12 protein-coding genes and 4 pseudogenes are annotated in these 15726 nt (G+C 40.0%); 8 read left to right on the top strand and 8 right to left on the bottom strand.

Annotated features, from left to right (window positions below):
* Nucleotides 1-235: 235 nt before the first annotated feature.
* The gene (locus tag FHG67_RS03510) at nt 236-940 is read right to left on the bottom strand and encodes a hypothetical protein (protein ID WP_004499282.1); all 705 of its coding nucleotides are present in this window, start codon (nt 938-940) and stop codon (nt 236-238) included.
* Nucleotides 941-1172: 232 nt separating this feature from the next.
* On the opposite strand from FHG67_RS03510, the pseudogene FHG67_RS03505 reads away from it, so the two are divergent.
* Nucleotides 1173-1688: pseudogene (locus FHG67_RS03505) on the top strand (helix-turn-helix domain-containing protein); the annotation flags it as partial.
* 681 nt (nt 1689-2369) lie between these two features.
* Here FHG67_RS03505 and ccrA read toward each other — a convergent pair.
* From ccrA to FHG67_RS03490, 3 genes are all read right to left on the bottom strand, one after another.
* Nucleotides 2370-3617 (bottom strand): crotonyl-CoA carboxylase/reductase, encoded by a 1248-nt coding sequence (gene ccrA / locus FHG67_RS03500; protein ID WP_004499229.1) that lies wholly within the window; start codon nt 3615-3617, stop codon nt 2370-2372.
* A 482-nt stretch (nt 3618-4099) separates the two neighbouring features.
* Nucleotides 4100-4909 carry a glycerophosphodiester phosphodiesterase gene (locus tag FHG67_RS03495; protein WP_020782779.1) on the bottom strand — a complete coding sequence of 270 codons (810 nt, stop codon included), beginning with the start codon at nt 4907-4909 and terminating at the stop codon, nt 4100-4102.
* Between the two features lie 907 nt (nt 4910-5816).
* On the bottom strand, nt 5817-6200 hold the full coding sequence (locus FHG67_RS03490) for a phasin-related domain-containing protein (RefSeq protein ID WP_004495497.1): 384 nt from the start codon (nt 6198-6200) through the stop codon (nt 5817-5819).
* 263 nt (nt 6201-6463) lie between these two features.
* Between FHG67_RS03490 and FHG67_RS03485 the strand changes: the two are divergent.
* Nucleotides 6464-6953: pseudogene (locus FHG67_RS03485) on the top strand (transposase); the annotation flags it as partial.
* Here the strand turns inward: FHG67_RS03485 and FHG67_RS03480 are convergent.
* Nucleotides 6930-7697, bottom strand: a pseudogene (locus FHG67_RS03480) (helix-turn-helix domain-containing protein); the annotation flags it as partial. The pseudogenes FHG67_RS03485 and FHG67_RS03480 overlap by 24 nt on opposite strands.
* A 1188-nt stretch (nt 7698-8885) precedes the next feature.
* Here FHG67_RS03480 and FHG67_RS03475 point away from each other — a divergent pair.
* Both FHG67_RS03475 and FHG67_RS03470 read left to right on the top strand, forming a co-directional pair.
* Nucleotides 8886-9311, top strand: a complete 426-nt coding sequence (locus FHG67_RS03475) for an FxLYD domain-containing protein (protein ID WP_004495468.1) — start codon at nt 8886-8888, stop codon at nt 9309-9311.
* Between the two features lie 203 nt (nt 9312-9514).
* Nucleotides 9515-10324 carry a prohibitin family protein gene (locus FHG67_RS03470; RefSeq protein ID WP_002616134.1) on the top strand — a complete coding sequence of 270 codons (810 nt, stop codon included), beginning with the start codon at nt 9515-9517 and terminating at the stop codon, nt 10322-10324.
* A 355-nt stretch (nt 10325-10679) separates the two neighbouring features.
* On the opposite strand, the gene FHG67_RS03465 is transcribed toward FHG67_RS03470, so the two are convergent.
* Complete coding sequence (locus FHG67_RS03465) at nt 10680-11111, bottom strand: SET domain-containing protein (protein ID WP_002616179.1); 432 nt, start codon at nt 11109-11111, stop codon at nt 10680-10682.
* 426 nt (nt 11112-11537) lie between these two features.
* On the opposite strand from FHG67_RS03465, the gene FHG67_RS21990 reads away from it, so the two are divergent.
* The 4 genes from FHG67_RS21990 to FHG67_RS03445 all read left to right on the top strand — a co-directional run bounded on the left by FHG67_RS21990 (nt 11538) and on the right by FHG67_RS03445 (nt 13102).
* Nucleotides 11538-11813 carry a hypothetical protein gene (locus FHG67_RS21990; RefSeq protein WP_185908051.1) on the top strand — a complete coding sequence of 92 codons (276 nt, stop codon included), beginning with the start codon at nt 11538-11540 and terminating at the stop codon, nt 11811-11813.
* Nucleotides 11814-11890: 77 nt separating this feature from the next.
* A complete protein-coding gene (locus FHG67_RS03455; RefSeq protein ID WP_004495473.1) occupies nt 11891-12379 on the top strand; it encodes an RNA pyrophosphohydrolase in 489 nt (162 codons plus the stop codon).
* A complete protein-coding gene (locus FHG67_RS03450) occupies nt 12376-12831 on the top strand; it encodes a globin domain-containing protein (protein ID WP_004495519.1) in 456 nt (151 codons plus the stop codon). Before FHG67_RS03455 ends, FHG67_RS03450 begins: the two co-directional genes overlap by 4 nt.
* Nucleotides 12815-13102, top strand: coding sequence for an acylphosphatase (locus tag FHG67_RS03445; protein WP_002616132.1), 288 nt, complete (start codon nt 12815-12817; stop codon nt 13100-13102). The genes FHG67_RS03450 and FHG67_RS03445 overlap by 17 nt, the downstream gene beginning before the upstream one ends.
* Before the next feature lie 553 nt (nt 13103-13655).
* Here FHG67_RS03445 and FHG67_RS22165 read toward each other — a convergent pair.
* Nucleotides 13656-14820 (bottom strand): annotated as a pseudogene (locus tag FHG67_RS22165) (exonuclease).
* Between the two features lie 174 nt (nt 14821-14994).
* Entirely contained in the window at nt 14995-15714 is a 720-nt protein-coding gene (locus FHG67_RS03425; RefSeq protein WP_002616160.1) for a potassium channel family protein, read from the bottom strand.
* Nucleotides 15715-15726: the final 12 nt, after the last annotated feature.

Below are 15726 nucleotides of genomic sequence, written 5' to 3'. Positions count from 1 at the left end.
CGACTACCTTCTCAAAACTTGCCGTCTCTTTGAGAATTTTATACAAGCTTTGGTACACGCTCAAAATTTAAATCGGAGTTTCGTGAGCTATCGGAAAGAAGGAATGTATTTTCCCCCATGCAAGAAGCAATGGTCGTTTCGTTAGTTCGACACGATCTATGTCGAACTAACGTGCGGGGTCTCGCGCTTCTTATAAGAAGCGCGAGACCCCGCATTGAGATGAAAGCCTTACGAATTAATTGTTTTTATATACGTACTCGAGGACGAATCCGTCTCCTCCGGTTAGAAGATAGTTCTCTCTTCTCCAAGCGGCTCTTTCTTGAGTGTTATTACCCCTCGCATTGTTTCCTGCAGGGTCATAGGCCATGTTTGATTCGTGAGAGTTTCCATTTACATATAAACCGACCTTCTGCGAAGTTACGTAAAAACTCACTTTATCGATTTCGGTTGCTGTAAAAGGAACGTTCAACATTTGACCATCGATTTCGGTGTTGTTGATTCCATCGATATAAAAGTCCAAATTTGCCATATATCGTTTACCGCCTACCGTAGCGAATCTCGGAACGTTGTTTTCGATGACGACTGGAACGGTTATACCTGAATCCATTTCCCTGATGTAAACCAAAAGTCCGCCGCCTGCCATCTGGGCGTCTCCTTCTAGAATAATCGCCGTATGTCCGTCGGAAGGTTCCGTTTGATTGTTTTCCGATTTAAGATTACCGGCAGCATCGCTTTCACGAAACGTTGTTCCTTTGGGGTTCAAGGCTTTTTCTTTTTCTATCTGCACGGCGGCGCCACCGATAAGCGCAAGAAGCGAACTATTTTTTTCCGATTCTTTCTTCTGGTTACATTGAGTCGCGCTGGAAAGCGTAATGAATAGTAAGATCAAACAGGACAGTTTACGGAATTGTTTGTTTTTTCTTTTTATGGAATATATCATTCTCATATCCACCTTTAAATTTTTTCGAAACAAAACTTGTTATAACGAACATCAAGTTCTCTTTGATATTCATTTTAAAACCTGAGAGCTTTGTGTTTTTCAATTTTTCTCCGAAAAAAAATATTTTTTTAGTTGGTTTTAGAAACTAATAAACATCCCCCCCCCCCCACCCTGATGGTATGAACCGGGAACATAGGTAACACTAAAATTAATGCAAAGGAGGGTTAATCCTTTGCCATGGAAAAAGGTGTCACCGATGGACGAGAAAGTAAAATTCATTGCGGCAGTCTGCGACGGAAGTGTTTCAATCACTTCGTTGTGCGAGACGTTTGGAATCAGTAGAAAGACCGGTTACAAATGGTTGAATCGATATCGACAAGAAGGTCCAAACGGACTTTTAGACAGAAGCAAATCTCCTCATACGAATCCCAATCGAGTTAGTTTTGCGGAAGAGAGATTCATCCTTGCACTTCGTAAACGACATCCGACTTGGGGACCGAAGAAGCTGCTTGTCATATTAGAAAAGGAGAATCCTGAAATCACTTGGCCTTCAGCAAGCACGATCGGCAATATTCTTCAGAAAAGAGGTTTGGTAAAATCTCGAAAGAAGAAGCGAGAGATGATTCCTCGCTCCTTCCCGTTTCAAGGTTACGATCATCCGAATGCGGTTTGGTGTGCGGATTTCAAAGGAGATTTCAAACTCAAAGATGGAATTCGATGTTACCCTTTGACAATTTCGGACGGTTACATTGTAACAATCGGATATTTTGATGAACGAATTCGAAAAGTAACTAGGACTTTAAAAGTGTAACCCATGTCGTTGGTTTAAACTGTGTCCCAGGATGTACATTCCGGGTGGTGGGTGATGAGCGACCCGTAGGGAGCAAATCATTGAGCCTGGAGGCGGGAAGACTCGGGAGATTTTTCTCTATCAGAAAATCATACTTTTTGCAAGTAAAAAGCCTCATTCTTGTCGGAACACTTGAAAAATATCAGTTTTTGATTCTTATGATCCCGAAAGTCTTCCTAATTTGTGGGGTTGGTTATGATAGAGAGGCATTCACTGAGTTGATTAGGCAGCAATATTGAGTTAAAGCGCGGTCGCGACCCATTTTATCTATGAAATTCGCGAGCTGCGACGACGATCTGCAGAGCGACCTATCTCGCGACCCTTAGGAAGCGAGATTTGAGTTTAGGAAAGTTCTGCGCTGAGTTTAGGCAGCAACACTTTAGTTTCTTATTCGCCCAAACTTTTTTAGGCAGAACTCACGTTAGATTATTTGAAAGTTACACCGGTGATTGTGTTCAGAATAAGTTGGAGTATATGATTGAGCTTTCTTTAGGAGAAGATCCTGTTTAAAATTAAAAAACCCCTAGAGCCAATCGCTTTCGGGGTTTTTGTTTGTTCGAGTTGGTTAGGGTTGTGAAATTATTTTTTTCCCAATCCCGGTTTATCGGCCCCGACTAAAATCGACATGTTTCCGGCCGGATGTTTGTTTTCCTTCATCAATTGGTGCGAGTGCGCCGTTTCGTTCCAAGCGAAGGTTTTGGAAAGACAAGGATCGACTTTTTTGTCGATGACCAAGTCGTTCAGACCTTTCGAGTTATCGTCGTTCGCAAAGTGGGAACCTTGGAGACGTTTTTGCCTCATCCAGAGATAGCGTAAGTCGACGGTCGCGTTGTAACCGGTGGTTCCTGCACAGATGACGACCATACCGCCCGTTTCACAGACGAACATGGAAGTAGGAATGGTGGTTTCGCCCGGATGTTCAAAGACGATTTTAGGATTGTTTCCTTTGCCCGCAATATCCCAGATCGCCTTTCCGAATTCGCGAGCGGACTTTGTCCATTCCGCGAATTTTTCCATCTTGTTGATTTCGGAAGTCAACGCTCCCCAGTGGTCGAACTTCTTACGATTGATAACACCCGCGGCGCCTAATTTCTTACAGAAGTCGAACTTATCGTCTTCGGAAACGACCGCGATTGGAACCCCGCCCGCAGCTTTTACGATCTGAATTGCCATTGCACCGAGTCCGCCCGCTCCTCCCCAGATCAAAACTACGTCGTCTTTTTGCACGTCGTTCGGTTTCCAGTGATGAAGCATTCTATAAGCGGTCGCTCCTACGAGCATGTAAGCCGCGGCTTCTTCCCAAGAAAGATGTTTCGGTTTTGGAAGACATTGGTGATCTTGAACCTTGCAGAATTGCGCGAAGGAACCCCAGTTCGTTTCGTATCCCCAGATCAATTGAGAAGGCGCGAACATCGGATCTTTTCCCGCTTTCACCCAAGGATCGTTTTTATCCCAGATTCCGCAGTGAAGGACAACTTCGTCTCCGACTTTTACATTCTTCACTTCGGAACCTACTTTATAAACGATTCCGGATGCGTCGGACCCGCCGATATGAAACTTCTCGGGTTCGCCTTTTTTGTTTCTTGCGCCGATGACGTCTACGGGAAATCCGAGAGCGGCCCAAACGTTGTTATAATTTACACCGGCTGCCATTACCGCGACGAGAACCTCGTCCGGAGCTATTTCTGGAACATCGATGAGTTCTTCCTGAATTGCTTTGATTGGGTCGCCGAAGCGCTCGGGACGAACGACCTGTGCATACATTTTTTTAGGAACCTGTCCCAAGGGTGGGAGGGTTCCGATTGGAACGGATTCAATTTGGCTCATGGGAACAGATTTCTGAGCTTTGGTATTTGATCTACTCAAATAAGATTGACCTAGAGGTCAACCGCCGGTATGCGCACAGATTTTTGAACTTCATCTACGCCGATTTTGTGGGAGTTCCTTACGTTTTAGGGTCAGATGTCAGGTTTTTAGGAGTCAGGGTTGCGGTTACATGTGTAAAGTCTTAAAATTAGGTTTATAGAAATCAGGTCGTTTGATGAACAAAATCAGGAGTTAAAAAACCTAAATGTTATCCGTGAACATTTAAAACCTTGATTCCTACCCATCTCTACAGAATAGAGTATCCAAAATTCTGCGTCTATACGTGGGATTTGTGTTCAAATGAACGGTATTCTATTTTAGGGATCGGTAAGACATGGGAATTCTAATGTTTTATTACGAACTTACAGAATGATAGTGCTGATTTTTTAAGGTTTTGGGATAAAATAAAAAATTCTTAGGAGAAATTATAATCCTTTACCGATTTAAATCGTACGTTTTGGGGAATATCGAAATTTCTTTTCCACCAACGTTCTCATTAATTTCGGAAAATTCGTAAAAAGACCGTCCGCTCCTCGGCTTAAAAACCGTTTTATCTCTTCCGCCTCATTGATCGTATAAACGACACTTAGGAAATTTTTTTCCGATATTAGCCTTAAGTTTTCTTCCGAAGCGTCTTCCATAGAAGGATGAATGCTCCACGCTTTGATCTTTTTTCCAAAAACGATTGCCTCGGAGACGTCTCCGCTTTCGTCTCCCACCAAAACACCTAATTTTATTTGCTGATTAAGTTTTCGAACTCTTTCCAAACATTCCCAAGAAAAGGAAGAAATTACAATTCGAGGTAGCAATTGAAACTGACGAACCAAACTCAAGATACTAAGTTCGATCGAATTTTCATTCATGTGGGGATCCAAGGCCGTTGATTTGATTTCTATGTTTAGATCGGTTTTGGATTTTTGGATCAAACGCAATACATCTTTTAAAAGAGGAATTTTTTCTTTTCTGAATTTTCGAGAGAACCAAGAACCTGCGTCCAATCCGTTTAGTATTTTAGCTTCGAACTTCCGAACGTTTCCTACCAATTTGGTCGTTCGATCCAAATCATCATCGTGAATGACTACAACTTCTCTGTCCTCGGAAAGAGTAACGTCCAATTCGATCAGATCGGCTTTCGCTTGAATTGCCTTTTGGAACGCAATCATAGTGTTTTCAGGAAATTCCCCACTGAAGCCTCGATGTGCAAATACGAGAGGTCGTTTTAAATTATTGCGGTCTTCGATGTTTTCAATCATATCTATTCGTTTTTAAAACTTACCTCAAAATTGTGGGAACTACTATCGAGTAACGAAGAAAGTATCATCCACGTCTCCAGTCTAAAGTGTTACCGATGTGTCAGAACATGCAAATTTTATAAACTACCTAAGAGACGTAATCTGTGGGAACTACTGCGTTTTGTTATTACTCATCTCTACAGAGTGTCCAAAACTCTTCATCAAACGCGGGATTTATGTTCAAATGAGCGGTATTCTATTTTATTACTCGGACGCATAAAAATAATACTAATGTTAAGCGACAGGAACCTCAAAAATAGATCTACCTTAACAAAATGCTTCAAATCCCGATTTTAAGGCATTTTAGAGAATTATTAAAATGTTTCAAATAATCCGATTGAAGAATTCTACTCATGCGTCCGAGTAGTATAAGGATCAGTAGCGACTTAGCAATCATAATTCTTTTGAAATTTTGAGACAAGTTCTTAGTATTTCTAAAATATTTCCCGCGAAAATACGGAGGTTTTTAAGTTTTGAGTTTCTAAATAACGAGAGTTTGATCTAAGAAAACTCATCTCATAAAAGTTAATTTTTCCGGAAAAGAATAGAATTAAATGTGAAAGCTTCCATCCTATTTTAGATTTATTGCGAATTTAAAAAAACTTCTAAAAATATGGATTTCTACTTTTAAAATTTGTTCGTAAAATCGCAACTTGTTCTAGTTTCCACATTTTAAGAATAGATTTACAGAGTTCAAATTCCAACTTCCTGCAAAAAAGATGAATCGCGCCGAACTCATGTTAAATATTGGAAATAGAAGGTTTGGATTTTGAGACGAACCCTGAATTCTCTCAAAGAGTATTTTTAAAAGATATAAGGAAGAGGATTCAGGCGGGTTAAACCCGCCCGAGAGAGAAAGTTACGATTCTTATTTAGAAACAGCAACTTTTCCAGCAGTGGTGCTTTTAATTGCTTCAGCCACTTCGTTGATTTTTGCTTTTACAGCTTCGATTTGACCTTCGGGAATTTTATTTTTGATCTCTTCGGTGATTTTGTTGTAATTTTCAATAATCTTCGATCTGGTTTCTTCGTAGTTCTTTCCTGCGACGGAAGTTACTTCTTTAATGTCATTGATTACTTTATCAACGGTTTCACGGATTTTTACGGTCGTCTCAGAATTGTCGGAAGCCCCTTTTGTAACAAGTTCCAAGTACGTTTTTTCAAGATCGGCTTTCGCTTTACCCAGACCTTCTTGACTAGCTTTAATAAGCCCTAGACCTGCGTTTAGAACATCTAAAATTTGCTTTTCCATTTCATTTTTCTCCTTGAGATCAATTTTTTGTGCGTCGCACAAACCTTTTGTATTGCGTTGCACAATTGCAGTCAATAAAAAAAATACACTTTTTTAAATTTTCAAAACTTTTCTGAAAATTTTAAAAGTGCTAAATCTTAATGCAGATCATTAATTAACGTGAGCAGGGTCGTAAGGAGGAAAAAAGAGAAAGTTCTTCTACAGAGTACAGAAAAGGCCAGATCACGTATTGAACCAAATTTCCAGCAAGAAAAGGGTAAAATATGGATCTGACATTGATATTTTGCGCAATAGACGATTATTGTACACAACAAAAAATAAACTGGAATGTGAAAATACTTTTGTCCGGTGGTTCGAAAGAGAAACCGAAAATTTTAGTTAAGCCTGAGTGAAGTAGCAACAATTGCGGTTTATTTTCATCTTTCTCATTATAGAGAATTTAAAAATTTCTATTTGATAGAAATAAAAAAGAATCTAAAATCCGAATTTCCAAAAGCTGTAAGTTACAATCGTTTTGTTGAACTGATGCCTAACGCGTTACCTGTCATAGCTTCCTTTCTATCCAATACTTGTATGGGAAAATGTTCCGGAATATCTTTCATTGATTCTACGATTCTTTGGAGTATGCGATAACAGAAGAATCCATTCTCATAAAGTATTTAAAGATACCGCACAACGAGGGAAATCAAGCACAGGCTTGGCTTTAAATTGTATTTAATCGTAAATGATCAAGGTGCGATGCATTCTCTCGTGTCGTCCGTTCTCTTGAGGTTTACCGGGACGAATTCTTTCAGGAAGAATTCCCAATTTAATCCACCAAGTGGAAAGCAGAGACATTCCTAATCCCGCCGCAAACGGGACGCCATTGTCCGTTCGAATCGCATTCGGCAATCCGTATTCTCGAAAACATCTTTCGAATTCTTTCTTGGTATCGTAGGTTTTTGTGCCTGAAAGACCTTTACAACAAAGTAAGAATCGACTGTAACCGTCCGAAATTGTCAAAGGGTAACATCGAATTCCATCTTTGAGTTTGAAATCTCCTTTGAAATCCGCGCACCAAACCGCATTCGGATGATCGTAACCTCGAAACGGGAAGGAGCGAGCAATCATCTCTCGCTTCTTCTTTCGAGATTTTACCAAACCTCTTTTCTGAAGAATATTGCCGATCGTGCTTGCTGAAGGCCAAGTGATTTCAGGATTCTCCTTTTCTAATATGACAAGCAGCTTCTTCGGTCCCCAAGTCGGATGTCGTTTACGAAGTGCAAGGATGAATCTCTCTTCCGCAAAACTAACTCGATTGGGATTCGTATGAGGAGATTTGCTTCTGTCTAAAAGTCCGTTTGGACCTTCTTGTCGATATCGATTCAACCATTTGTAACCGGTCTTTCTACTGATTCCAAACGTCTCGCACAACGAAGTGATTGAAACACTTCCGTCGCAGACTGCCGCAATGAATTTTACTTTCTCGTCCATCGGTGACACCTCTTTCCATGGCAAAGGATTAACCCTCCTTTGCATTAATTTTAGTGTTACCTATGTCCCTGGTCTATTTTGTTACCTATGTTCCCGGTTCATACCAGGGTGGGAACTAAGTTTCACAGAGGATTTGTCGGAATTCCGACAGATTTATCTTAAAATCCAAGCACTTGTGGGGTTGGTGATGCCTCTCTATGGATCGGCATAACTCAGCGGCTGCCTCTCTATGGATCGGCTAAACTCAGCGAATGCCTCTCTACGGGTCGGCTAAACTCAGCGAATGCCTCTCTATGGATCGGCTAAACTCAGCGAATGCCTCTCTATGGATCGGCTAAACTCAGCGAATGCCTCTCTATGGATCGGCATTCAGGTCATAACATAGAATTGCTTTCGCATTTTGTTATACCGAACTCACGTTACCTAGAATCTTCTACTTGAGCAATGGATAATATTTCTGATTGAAGATAAAATCGTACAATCTTTATGAAACATGGGTCTCTTAAATTTTGAGATTGGCTTTAGTCAGCTCTAAAAAAAGTAAATAAACCAAAGAAGTAAAAATGAAGTTCTTCATTAAAATAACTATAGAAATGAATATTACTTATTTCTATAAAAAGAACGTGAGTTCGGAGTGATTCATTTTTCTGTAGGAATTTGAACTTTGTAAATTGATTCTTAAAATATGGGAACTTTAACAAATCGCGATTTTACAAACAAATTCTAAAAGTAGGGACTCCTTACGAATAATTGATATCTCTTTAGATTTAAATTTCTCATCTATGAGGCAGTCACATAAAAATAGACACTTTTATGTGGCTAGACCATGGTCCAAAGGTGAGTAATAGCCCTATACAATTCATCAACTGCATATTCTGAATGCAATTTAGAAAAGGGAAATTTAACGGAAACTAATTCTTGGAAAAGCTTAATTTAAATTTTATAATAATGGCAAGTATGCCGCCTAACTTCGGTTTCTGCCGCATTCACTATTCACGGTTTCCTCTCAGGTACATTCTCCTTGTCAACCGGCTTATAACATAACCTTATTCACAAGTTCGGATCTGAAGACCAGAGCCGGTCCCGATTTTTGTTTTGCAAAGAAACGGCTAAGCTGCCTGGCAAGTTTTATAAGTGCCATAAGTTTTAAAAATAGAGGAAAATGGTTTCCGTTTTTTGAATTGAATGATATGCTTTCTAACCGAGTATTCCATGAGAGTTCAAATTTTTATCGCTATTTTTTTCGGCAAAAAGCTTTTTCAAAATTCAACAAGAATCATAATAGAAGCAGCGCCTTATGTATTCTTTTTCTTTTTTTCGATTCCCGTCTTGCTTTGGGGCAGATCCAACGGAGAACCGACCATTGACGGAAAATACAAATATTACAATGTGGGATTACAAGATCAGTTTACCTATCTTGAAATCAATGGACAAATCGAAAATCTATCCGGAAAAAATCATGCAGAAGCTTTTTTTACAATGAACTTTTACGATAAAGATGATATTCTGTTAGAAACTTGTCAGTTTGCGATACAAGGTTTTCCATCGGGACACAAGAGAGATTTTTACGCGAGCGTGAAATATGTGGATCCGAAACTGATCAAACGTTTTACGATTGAATTTGAAGGAGAAAATTAAATCCGGTTCTGTGCTCTAAAACGAAACGAATTGTGGGAGCCCTAAGTTTAAAGGATAATGATGAGAGTTGTCAACTCGACCTTTTTTACAAAGTAAGTACCGATTGTTATTTTTAGGTTTTATAAAGATTCACTGATGATGAAAGTTGTAGATCCGAAACGTTTAAAAAACAAAACGTTCGCTTTGTCATAGGCAGGTAGGTTATGAATAAAAAAAGATTTTGGTTCGTTTTGTTTTTGTTACCGACTTTGTATTGCGGTTCGACGGTAAGAGCCGGTGAAATCGGACTTTTTTGGAAACCTTTCGGATTTTCGGACATCGGTTTGCATAAAGAGCCCGTATTGAACGGATTCTATTGGTTGCTTCCTTGGAACGATATTTATACCTATTCTATGCAATGGAACGCTTATAAGGAAAAAGTCGATGTTCTTACCAATGATGATTTGAAGATAGACGTGCAGGCGATTATCATCATGAGACCGATTCGGGAGGAAATATATCAACTTCATATAGAGGTCGGCCCAGAATATTACAGAAGTATTGTGCAACCGGAGTTTAGGGCTTCGATCCGAAATGTGGTTTCTCATCATCAAATGATTCAGATTTCTAAAAACAGTGCCGTTCTAGCGAAAGACATAAAAACCGCAGTGATCGAGAGAACGAAAGGAAAACATATCGAAGTATTCGACGTAATTCTGGACGATATAGAATATTCTTCCAATATGCTACACGCAATCGAGACGAAATTGACCAAACAACAGGAACTTGAGCAGCAAAAATACGAACTGGAAATCGCCGAAAAGAATATTGAGATCGCTAAAAAAAAGGCGCGGGCCGACGCAGAAGCGCAGCTAATTCGGGCTGAAGCGCAAGCGAAGTCGCAAGTGATTATCAACGACAAGTTGACCACAAGATATCTTCAGTACAAATCATTCGAAAGCCCGAACTCCAAGCTGATTTTTGTACCACAGGGTAAGGATAATCTTCCGATCGTCGTGAACCCGAAAGAATAAAACATTTACGTTGAGTCTCGAATCGCCTCGCAAGTTATAGTCTAGTTTTTAATAAAAATTTAAACTTGCGTGAGTCCCCACGTTTTAGGGATCAGTAGGAATCAGGTATTAGGGGTCAGCATATTAGATGCCAGGAATCAGTGGATAGGTTTTACTCATCTCTACATAATAGAGTGTCTAAAATTCTGCATCTAAACGTGGGATTTGTGCTCAAATTAACAGTACTCTATTTTATAGATCACAGTAGGACTTTACACCTGAATTCTGATCCCTAATACCTGACCCCTAAAACGTGGGCGCTCGATAAAACTCAGCGTCTCGCTTCTATGGGCGCTCGACGGGTTTGAACAAACTTTTAGTTTCTTTCCACCGGATCGATGTCCGTATTGATCCAATATTCATCACCGTAATCGAAGAATAATTCTTCTCCTACCTTTACCTTTCGGATTGCTTCGAATCTCGCTGTTTTCCAACGAACGGATACGACAAGTTTTACGTTCGGCTTAGAACTATGATTCATAAAACGAGTATAATTGCTTTCCTTTCCCTCTCCGTAAATCCAATGATCCTTACAAATCCAAAGTAAGTATTTCGATTCGCAGTATTTGGAGGAGTTTGCAGTTTTATCGGTAAGAATTTTACCGGCATAATATCCGATAGTATCGCCTTTGTTTACGTTTTCTTTCGGGAAAAGCCCCATCCCGATTCCAGGAATCGACGAAGCTTTGATCTCAAAGTCCTTTTCATGGAAAATACGGGAACGCGAAATCTTCTTACGTAGTTGCATTGTCGAAACTAAAACTCCTGAAACGAACAGAATTTATGCTATCATTCCCAAGAGAGTATAAAATTTGCAACTGAATTCTGAATGCCCGTCTTAAAAGAGATTCTTCATAGCGATCTATCTCTTAAGTTCGGTTTTTTCCAAGGCCAAACTTAAGAGATAGATCTCTTTCGCAAAATTTTCATAGAAGGCCCAAAAGTCAAACGCACAATGAAACAACTTGTTTAGCGACCAATTGGCTGTTTCCATAAGAACCTGCCCCAAAAGAAACGAATGCGTCTCACGACCCTTCGGGAGCGAGATTTGAGTTTAGGAAAACATTGTGCTGAATTGTTTTTAGACTAAGAACGTTCCCTTATCCTGCGGTATCCAACCCGCGAATATCAGTCTGATCAATCGTCGTGAATGCTTTTCTCTAACGAGTTCATATTGGATGATAAAAAAATGCGAAAAAATATTTACTGCTCCGGTTGGGGTGCCATATCAGAACTTGTCCCAAAAGGAACTCAGGCACAACGCTTCTATTGGCGCTCGATAAAACTCAACGTCTCGCTTCTATTGGCGCTCGATAAAACTCAACGTCTCGCTTCTATTGGCGCTCGACGGGCTTGGGGACGTGCTGTAAGTTTATTCATAAAACTTAAAATAGAACCAAACGAAGTTTTACGTTACGATATAAAATTCCCTCTATATTCCGGAAGCTAAATTTCAGGACCTCATGAAAGGCTAAAACGGCTTTAAAACTTCTTGTCATAGAAAAGCTCGAACGGGAGCTTATTCGTATGGAAAAGCCCTATAGAAAAAATGTCGGAATGGTCGTTTTCAACTTCCATGGAGAGGTTTTAGTGGGAGAAAGGTCGAACTTTCCCGGCTCTTGGCAATTCCCCCAAGGTGGAATCGATGAAGCCGAAGAACCAATGACAGCGGCTCTAAGAGAATTGTATGAAGAGGTAGGAATCGATTCGGGAAAAATCGTGGCCGAGTATCCGGATTGGATCCCTTATGATTTTCCGGAAAGCCTTCCTCTCAATCGACACCTTCAAAAATACAGAGGACAAATTCAAAAATGGTTTCTCATCCATTGGAACGGAGAAATAAACGACTGTAAATTGGATATTCACGAAAGAGAATTTGAAACGGTTCGTTTTATTCCCATAGAAAAGACTCTGAGCACAGTCGTTCCTTTTAAAAAAGACGTATATTATAAAATTATAGAAGAATTTGGACCTAAAATTCGCACCTTTCTCCAGGAAGCGAAAAAAAAACTATGACGGAAGAACGATCCATTTTCATCCCGCCGGGAGGTCCCCCCGGCCCGATTCCGGGTTTACAAACCGTTTTCGACGCGGTCGGTGAAAATCGTCTACGAAATCTGGTTTCTAATTTTTACGATCAGATCTCTCTGAGTCCGATCGCTTTTATGTTTCCAGAAATTTTAGAAGAGAGTAAAATAAAATCCGCAGATTTTTTAATTCAAGTTACCGGCGGCCCCTTCTTGTATTCTCGAAACTATGGGCCTCCTAGGATGCGTGCAAGACATCTTCCATTTCCGATCGACGAAAAGGCGAGAAGGATTTGGCTCTCTTGTTATCGCAAGGCTCTGGACGATTGGGAAGCTGACGTTTCCATAAAAAAAATTCTTTGGATTTTCTTTAAAGACTTCTCGGCATGGATGGTGAATTTGGAAGGTAAAACGGAGGAAGAAGATGGGATCCAAAAATAACTCAAGAGCAAAGATTCTCGTTCGTGGAAAGGTTCAAGGAGTAGGATTTAGATATTACATTCTTCAAAGAGCCCAAGAATGCAGACTCAGCGGATATACCCAAAATCTTCCGGGAGGAGAAGTGGAAACAGTCGTGGAAGGAGATAAGGTATTTATCGAAGACCTCTACAAAGCAATTCAAAGAGGGCCCAAAGGCTCCGAGATTAAGGAAGCTTTGATTAGTTGGGAGGACCCGAAAGGGAACTTTAGAACTTTTGAAATTAAAAAATAAACTCCGCAATCCTATATGATTCCTGGTAATCCGAACGATAACCAAATTTTAGTGTCAGATGCCGATCGACCTTGCCTAGTAGAGGTTGGCCCACGGTGCGACCCATACGGGAGCAATGTGTTTGAGTTTCCTTCTATTGACCATTGTTCCTTCTATTTTAAAACCTGTCCCAAAAGAAACTCAATGCGTAATGCGTCGTTCTCGAAAGATCGCTCAATAAAGCCCAGGCGTCTCGCTTCTATGGGCGCTCGATAAAACTCAACGTCTCGCTTCTATTGGCGCTCGACGGGCTTGGGGACGTGTTGTCAGTAAATTTATTTTCGAATGCGCTGGGGTGTCTCAAAGAGAAACGCCCCATATGGTCTAACACTGTTGTAAAAAGAAACCACCTTGGGAGGTAAGTGTAAAGTCCTACTTATCTCTTGTCTAAAATTCTGCGTCTAAACGTGGGATTTGTGCCAAAGTAACGGTATTCTATTTTATAGGGATCAGTAAAACCCTGGCACTTAAAAAGTTCCCACATACTAAAATTTTGGAACACACTCTGATTCTTTCAACTTGCATCGTTCTTTTTAGAACTTGGCTTCTCCTCCGGAACCGAATCGGTTTGAATTTCCCTAAGCCATTCCGATCGAATCTTTTCCAATTGTTTCTTTCGATTTTCTTTATATGCAATTTCTCTATTGAGTTGTTCGAACTGAACGATGGATTCCTGGTGTTCCAAAGCGGTCTCAAGTAATGCGTAAATTCCTAAAAAATTCAATACCTTCGCAAACCAGGAAAGTTTCTCCTTATAACAGGAGTATTTCAATCTTATCAGCCGACTTAAAGTTCTTATCCGCATATAAATGTCCAAGATTATTTTTTTCCCGATCATGTTTTTGCGAGATGTAATTCGCGAGGATCAGAAAATCCTGAAAAGTTTCAGGAATGAGGCCGTTTAAATTTTCACGGATGATTCTTAATTCTTCCGAAACGAATTTTTCTTCAATACCCGAAACGAGGCCGGAATAATCGACGTCGACCATCATGTTCTTTCGGTTATTCGAAATCAAGTCCCAGGCATCGGGATATTCTTCTTTGAGTTTGTCATAAAACTGGTTGAGATAATATCCTTTTAAAATTTCAAACGCCTTTCCGGACAGTTCCGTCCGTTACGTGAAACAATCCTACGGTTTTTGTCACCCCTATATATTTAATTTATTGAATATTATCCAGAATAAATTGGACCGAATCGGCGATCACCTCCTCTTTGATGAAAGTTCCCCAGGAGGTTTCCGCGATCAGATATTCAAATATGGAAATCAATTCTCTAATTTGAAAGGGCTCGCATCCCAAAATACAGTTCTGAATCGAAAATGCGGACTTACTCAAACTATTTAGATAAATCTCTTTCAGATTTTCTCGGTCGGAACTCTTGAATTCTTTTTCCGAAATGAGGCAGAGACAAACCGTAAGTTGATTCGTCTCCACTAAAAATTTAAACTCCGGAAAAACGAAAATCAAATTCTCATTTGAAAGTTTTTTCAGAGTGTTGATGTAAATCGGTTTGGATCCACCATCCTTCCAGGCCTTTAGAATTTTACCGGAAAAAAATCCTTCCAAGGTCGTATGATTTCGAATTTGATAGAGGATTTCCACTTCCTTAGGATTCAAGGAAATAGCTTCTTGATCGGTCGCATCGGCTTCGTTTCTCAAATACAGGTAGGAGAGGCCATGAGATTGTCGTATTTGTCATGATCGTAAAGGGGATCCAAGCGTCATACCTATTGAGATAAGCTCCAAAACGAAGCATAACGATTTTATACTATATTGAAATTAAAAATAGCAAAAAATATTTCAAGATGCGAATGTTTTTGTTTAAGATATCTTTGATTTGTTTTCAGAGATTCCTATTTGATGGGATAAACGCTCGTAAAACGTTTGATACTTTCAGAACTTCCAAATAGAATCAAAATTTCCTTCTCTCTAAATACCGTCCTGGAATCCGGTAGAAAAACACCACCTTCTTGGGATTCCGAATCGTTTCCGTTCGATTCCGCTTTTCTGATTCCAACTAAATTGATCTGAAACTTTTCCCTTAGCTTGAGTTCTCTTAATTTTTTACCGTAAAGAAGAGGAGAAATTTCCACTTCGAAAAGACTGTATTCTTCGCTTAACAAAGTCGCCTTTTTTACCCCTTGATAGCTGAGTTGTTCCGCCATGGAAGCGGCCGCCCTTTCCTCTGGATTGAACAGATTGTCGATCCCGATCATTTGAAGAATTTTACGATTCAATTCGGAATGATAACGAACATGCAGACATTTCAAATTCATATCTTTTAAATTGTATGCGGTAGTGATTAGGGATTCAAAATTTTCCGCGAGAGCTACAACGATCTCGTCCATGTCTTCCAGATCCAACTCTTCCAACGAAGATCGACTGCTCGTATCCACACAAACGGCAAGAGCGCACTGATCCTTGATTTCTTCGACAATTTTTATGTCCTTGTCTATCGCCGTCACCTCGTGTCCGTTTTCGTTCAAATAGATTACTAGAGTTTTGCCGAAATCTCCCAAACCGATAACGGCGATTCTTTTTTTGAGGGTTTTATTTTTCTTTTTGCCCACCATGACACAACTCCC

This window comes from Leptospira weilii (assembly GCF_006874765.1).
Classification (GTDB): domain Bacteria; phylum Spirochaetota; class Leptospiria; order Leptospirales; family Leptospiraceae; genus Leptospira; species Leptospira weilii.
Note: the sequence above shows the minus strand (reverse complement) of the source record. Positions and strands in the feature narration are given on the sequence as shown.

Excerpts from the sequence above, each read along its gene's own strand:
- FHG67_RS03510 (WP_004499282.1), bottom strand. The coding sequence starts at position 940 with ATGATATATTCCATAAAAAGAAAAAACAAACAATTCCGTAAACTGTCC.
- ccrA (WP_004499229.1), bottom strand. The coding sequence starts at position 3,617 with ATGAGCCAAATTGAATCCGTTCCAATCGGAACCCTCCCACCCTTGGGA.
- FHG67_RS03495 (WP_020782779.1), bottom strand. The coding sequence starts at position 4,909 with ATGATTGAAAACATCGAAGACCGCAATAATTTAAAACGACCTCTCGTA.
- FHG67_RS03490 (WP_004495497.1), bottom strand. The coding sequence starts at position 6,200 with ATGGAAAAGCAAATTTTAGATGTTCTAAACGCAGGTCTAGGGCTTATT.
- FHG67_RS03475 (WP_004495468.1), top strand. The coding sequence starts at position 8,886 with ATGAGAGTTCAAATTTTTATCGCTATTTTTTTCGGCAAAAAGCTTTTT.
- FHG67_RS03470 (WP_002616134.1), top strand. The coding sequence starts at position 9,515 with ATGAATAAAAAAAGATTTTGGTTCGTTTTGTTTTTGTTACCGACTTTG.
- FHG67_RS03465 (WP_002616179.1), bottom strand. The coding sequence starts at position 11,111 with ATGCAACTACGTAAGAAGATTTCGCGTTCCCGTATTTTCCATGAAAAG.
- FHG67_RS03455 (WP_004495473.1), top strand. The coding sequence starts at position 11,891 with ATGGAAAAGCCCTATAGAAAAAATGTCGGAATGGTCGTTTTCAACTTC.
- FHG67_RS03450 (WP_004495519.1), top strand. The coding sequence starts at position 12,376 with ATGACGGAAGAACGATCCATTTTCATCCCGCCGGGAGGTCCCCCCGGC.
- FHG67_RS03445 (WP_002616132.1), top strand. The coding sequence starts at position 12,815 with ATGGGATCCAAAAATAACTCAAGAGCAAAGATTCTCGTTCGTGGAAAG.
- FHG67_RS03425 (WP_002616160.1), bottom strand. The coding sequence starts at position 15,714 with ATGGTGGGCAAAAAGAAAAATAAAACCCTCAAAAAAAGAATCGCCGTT.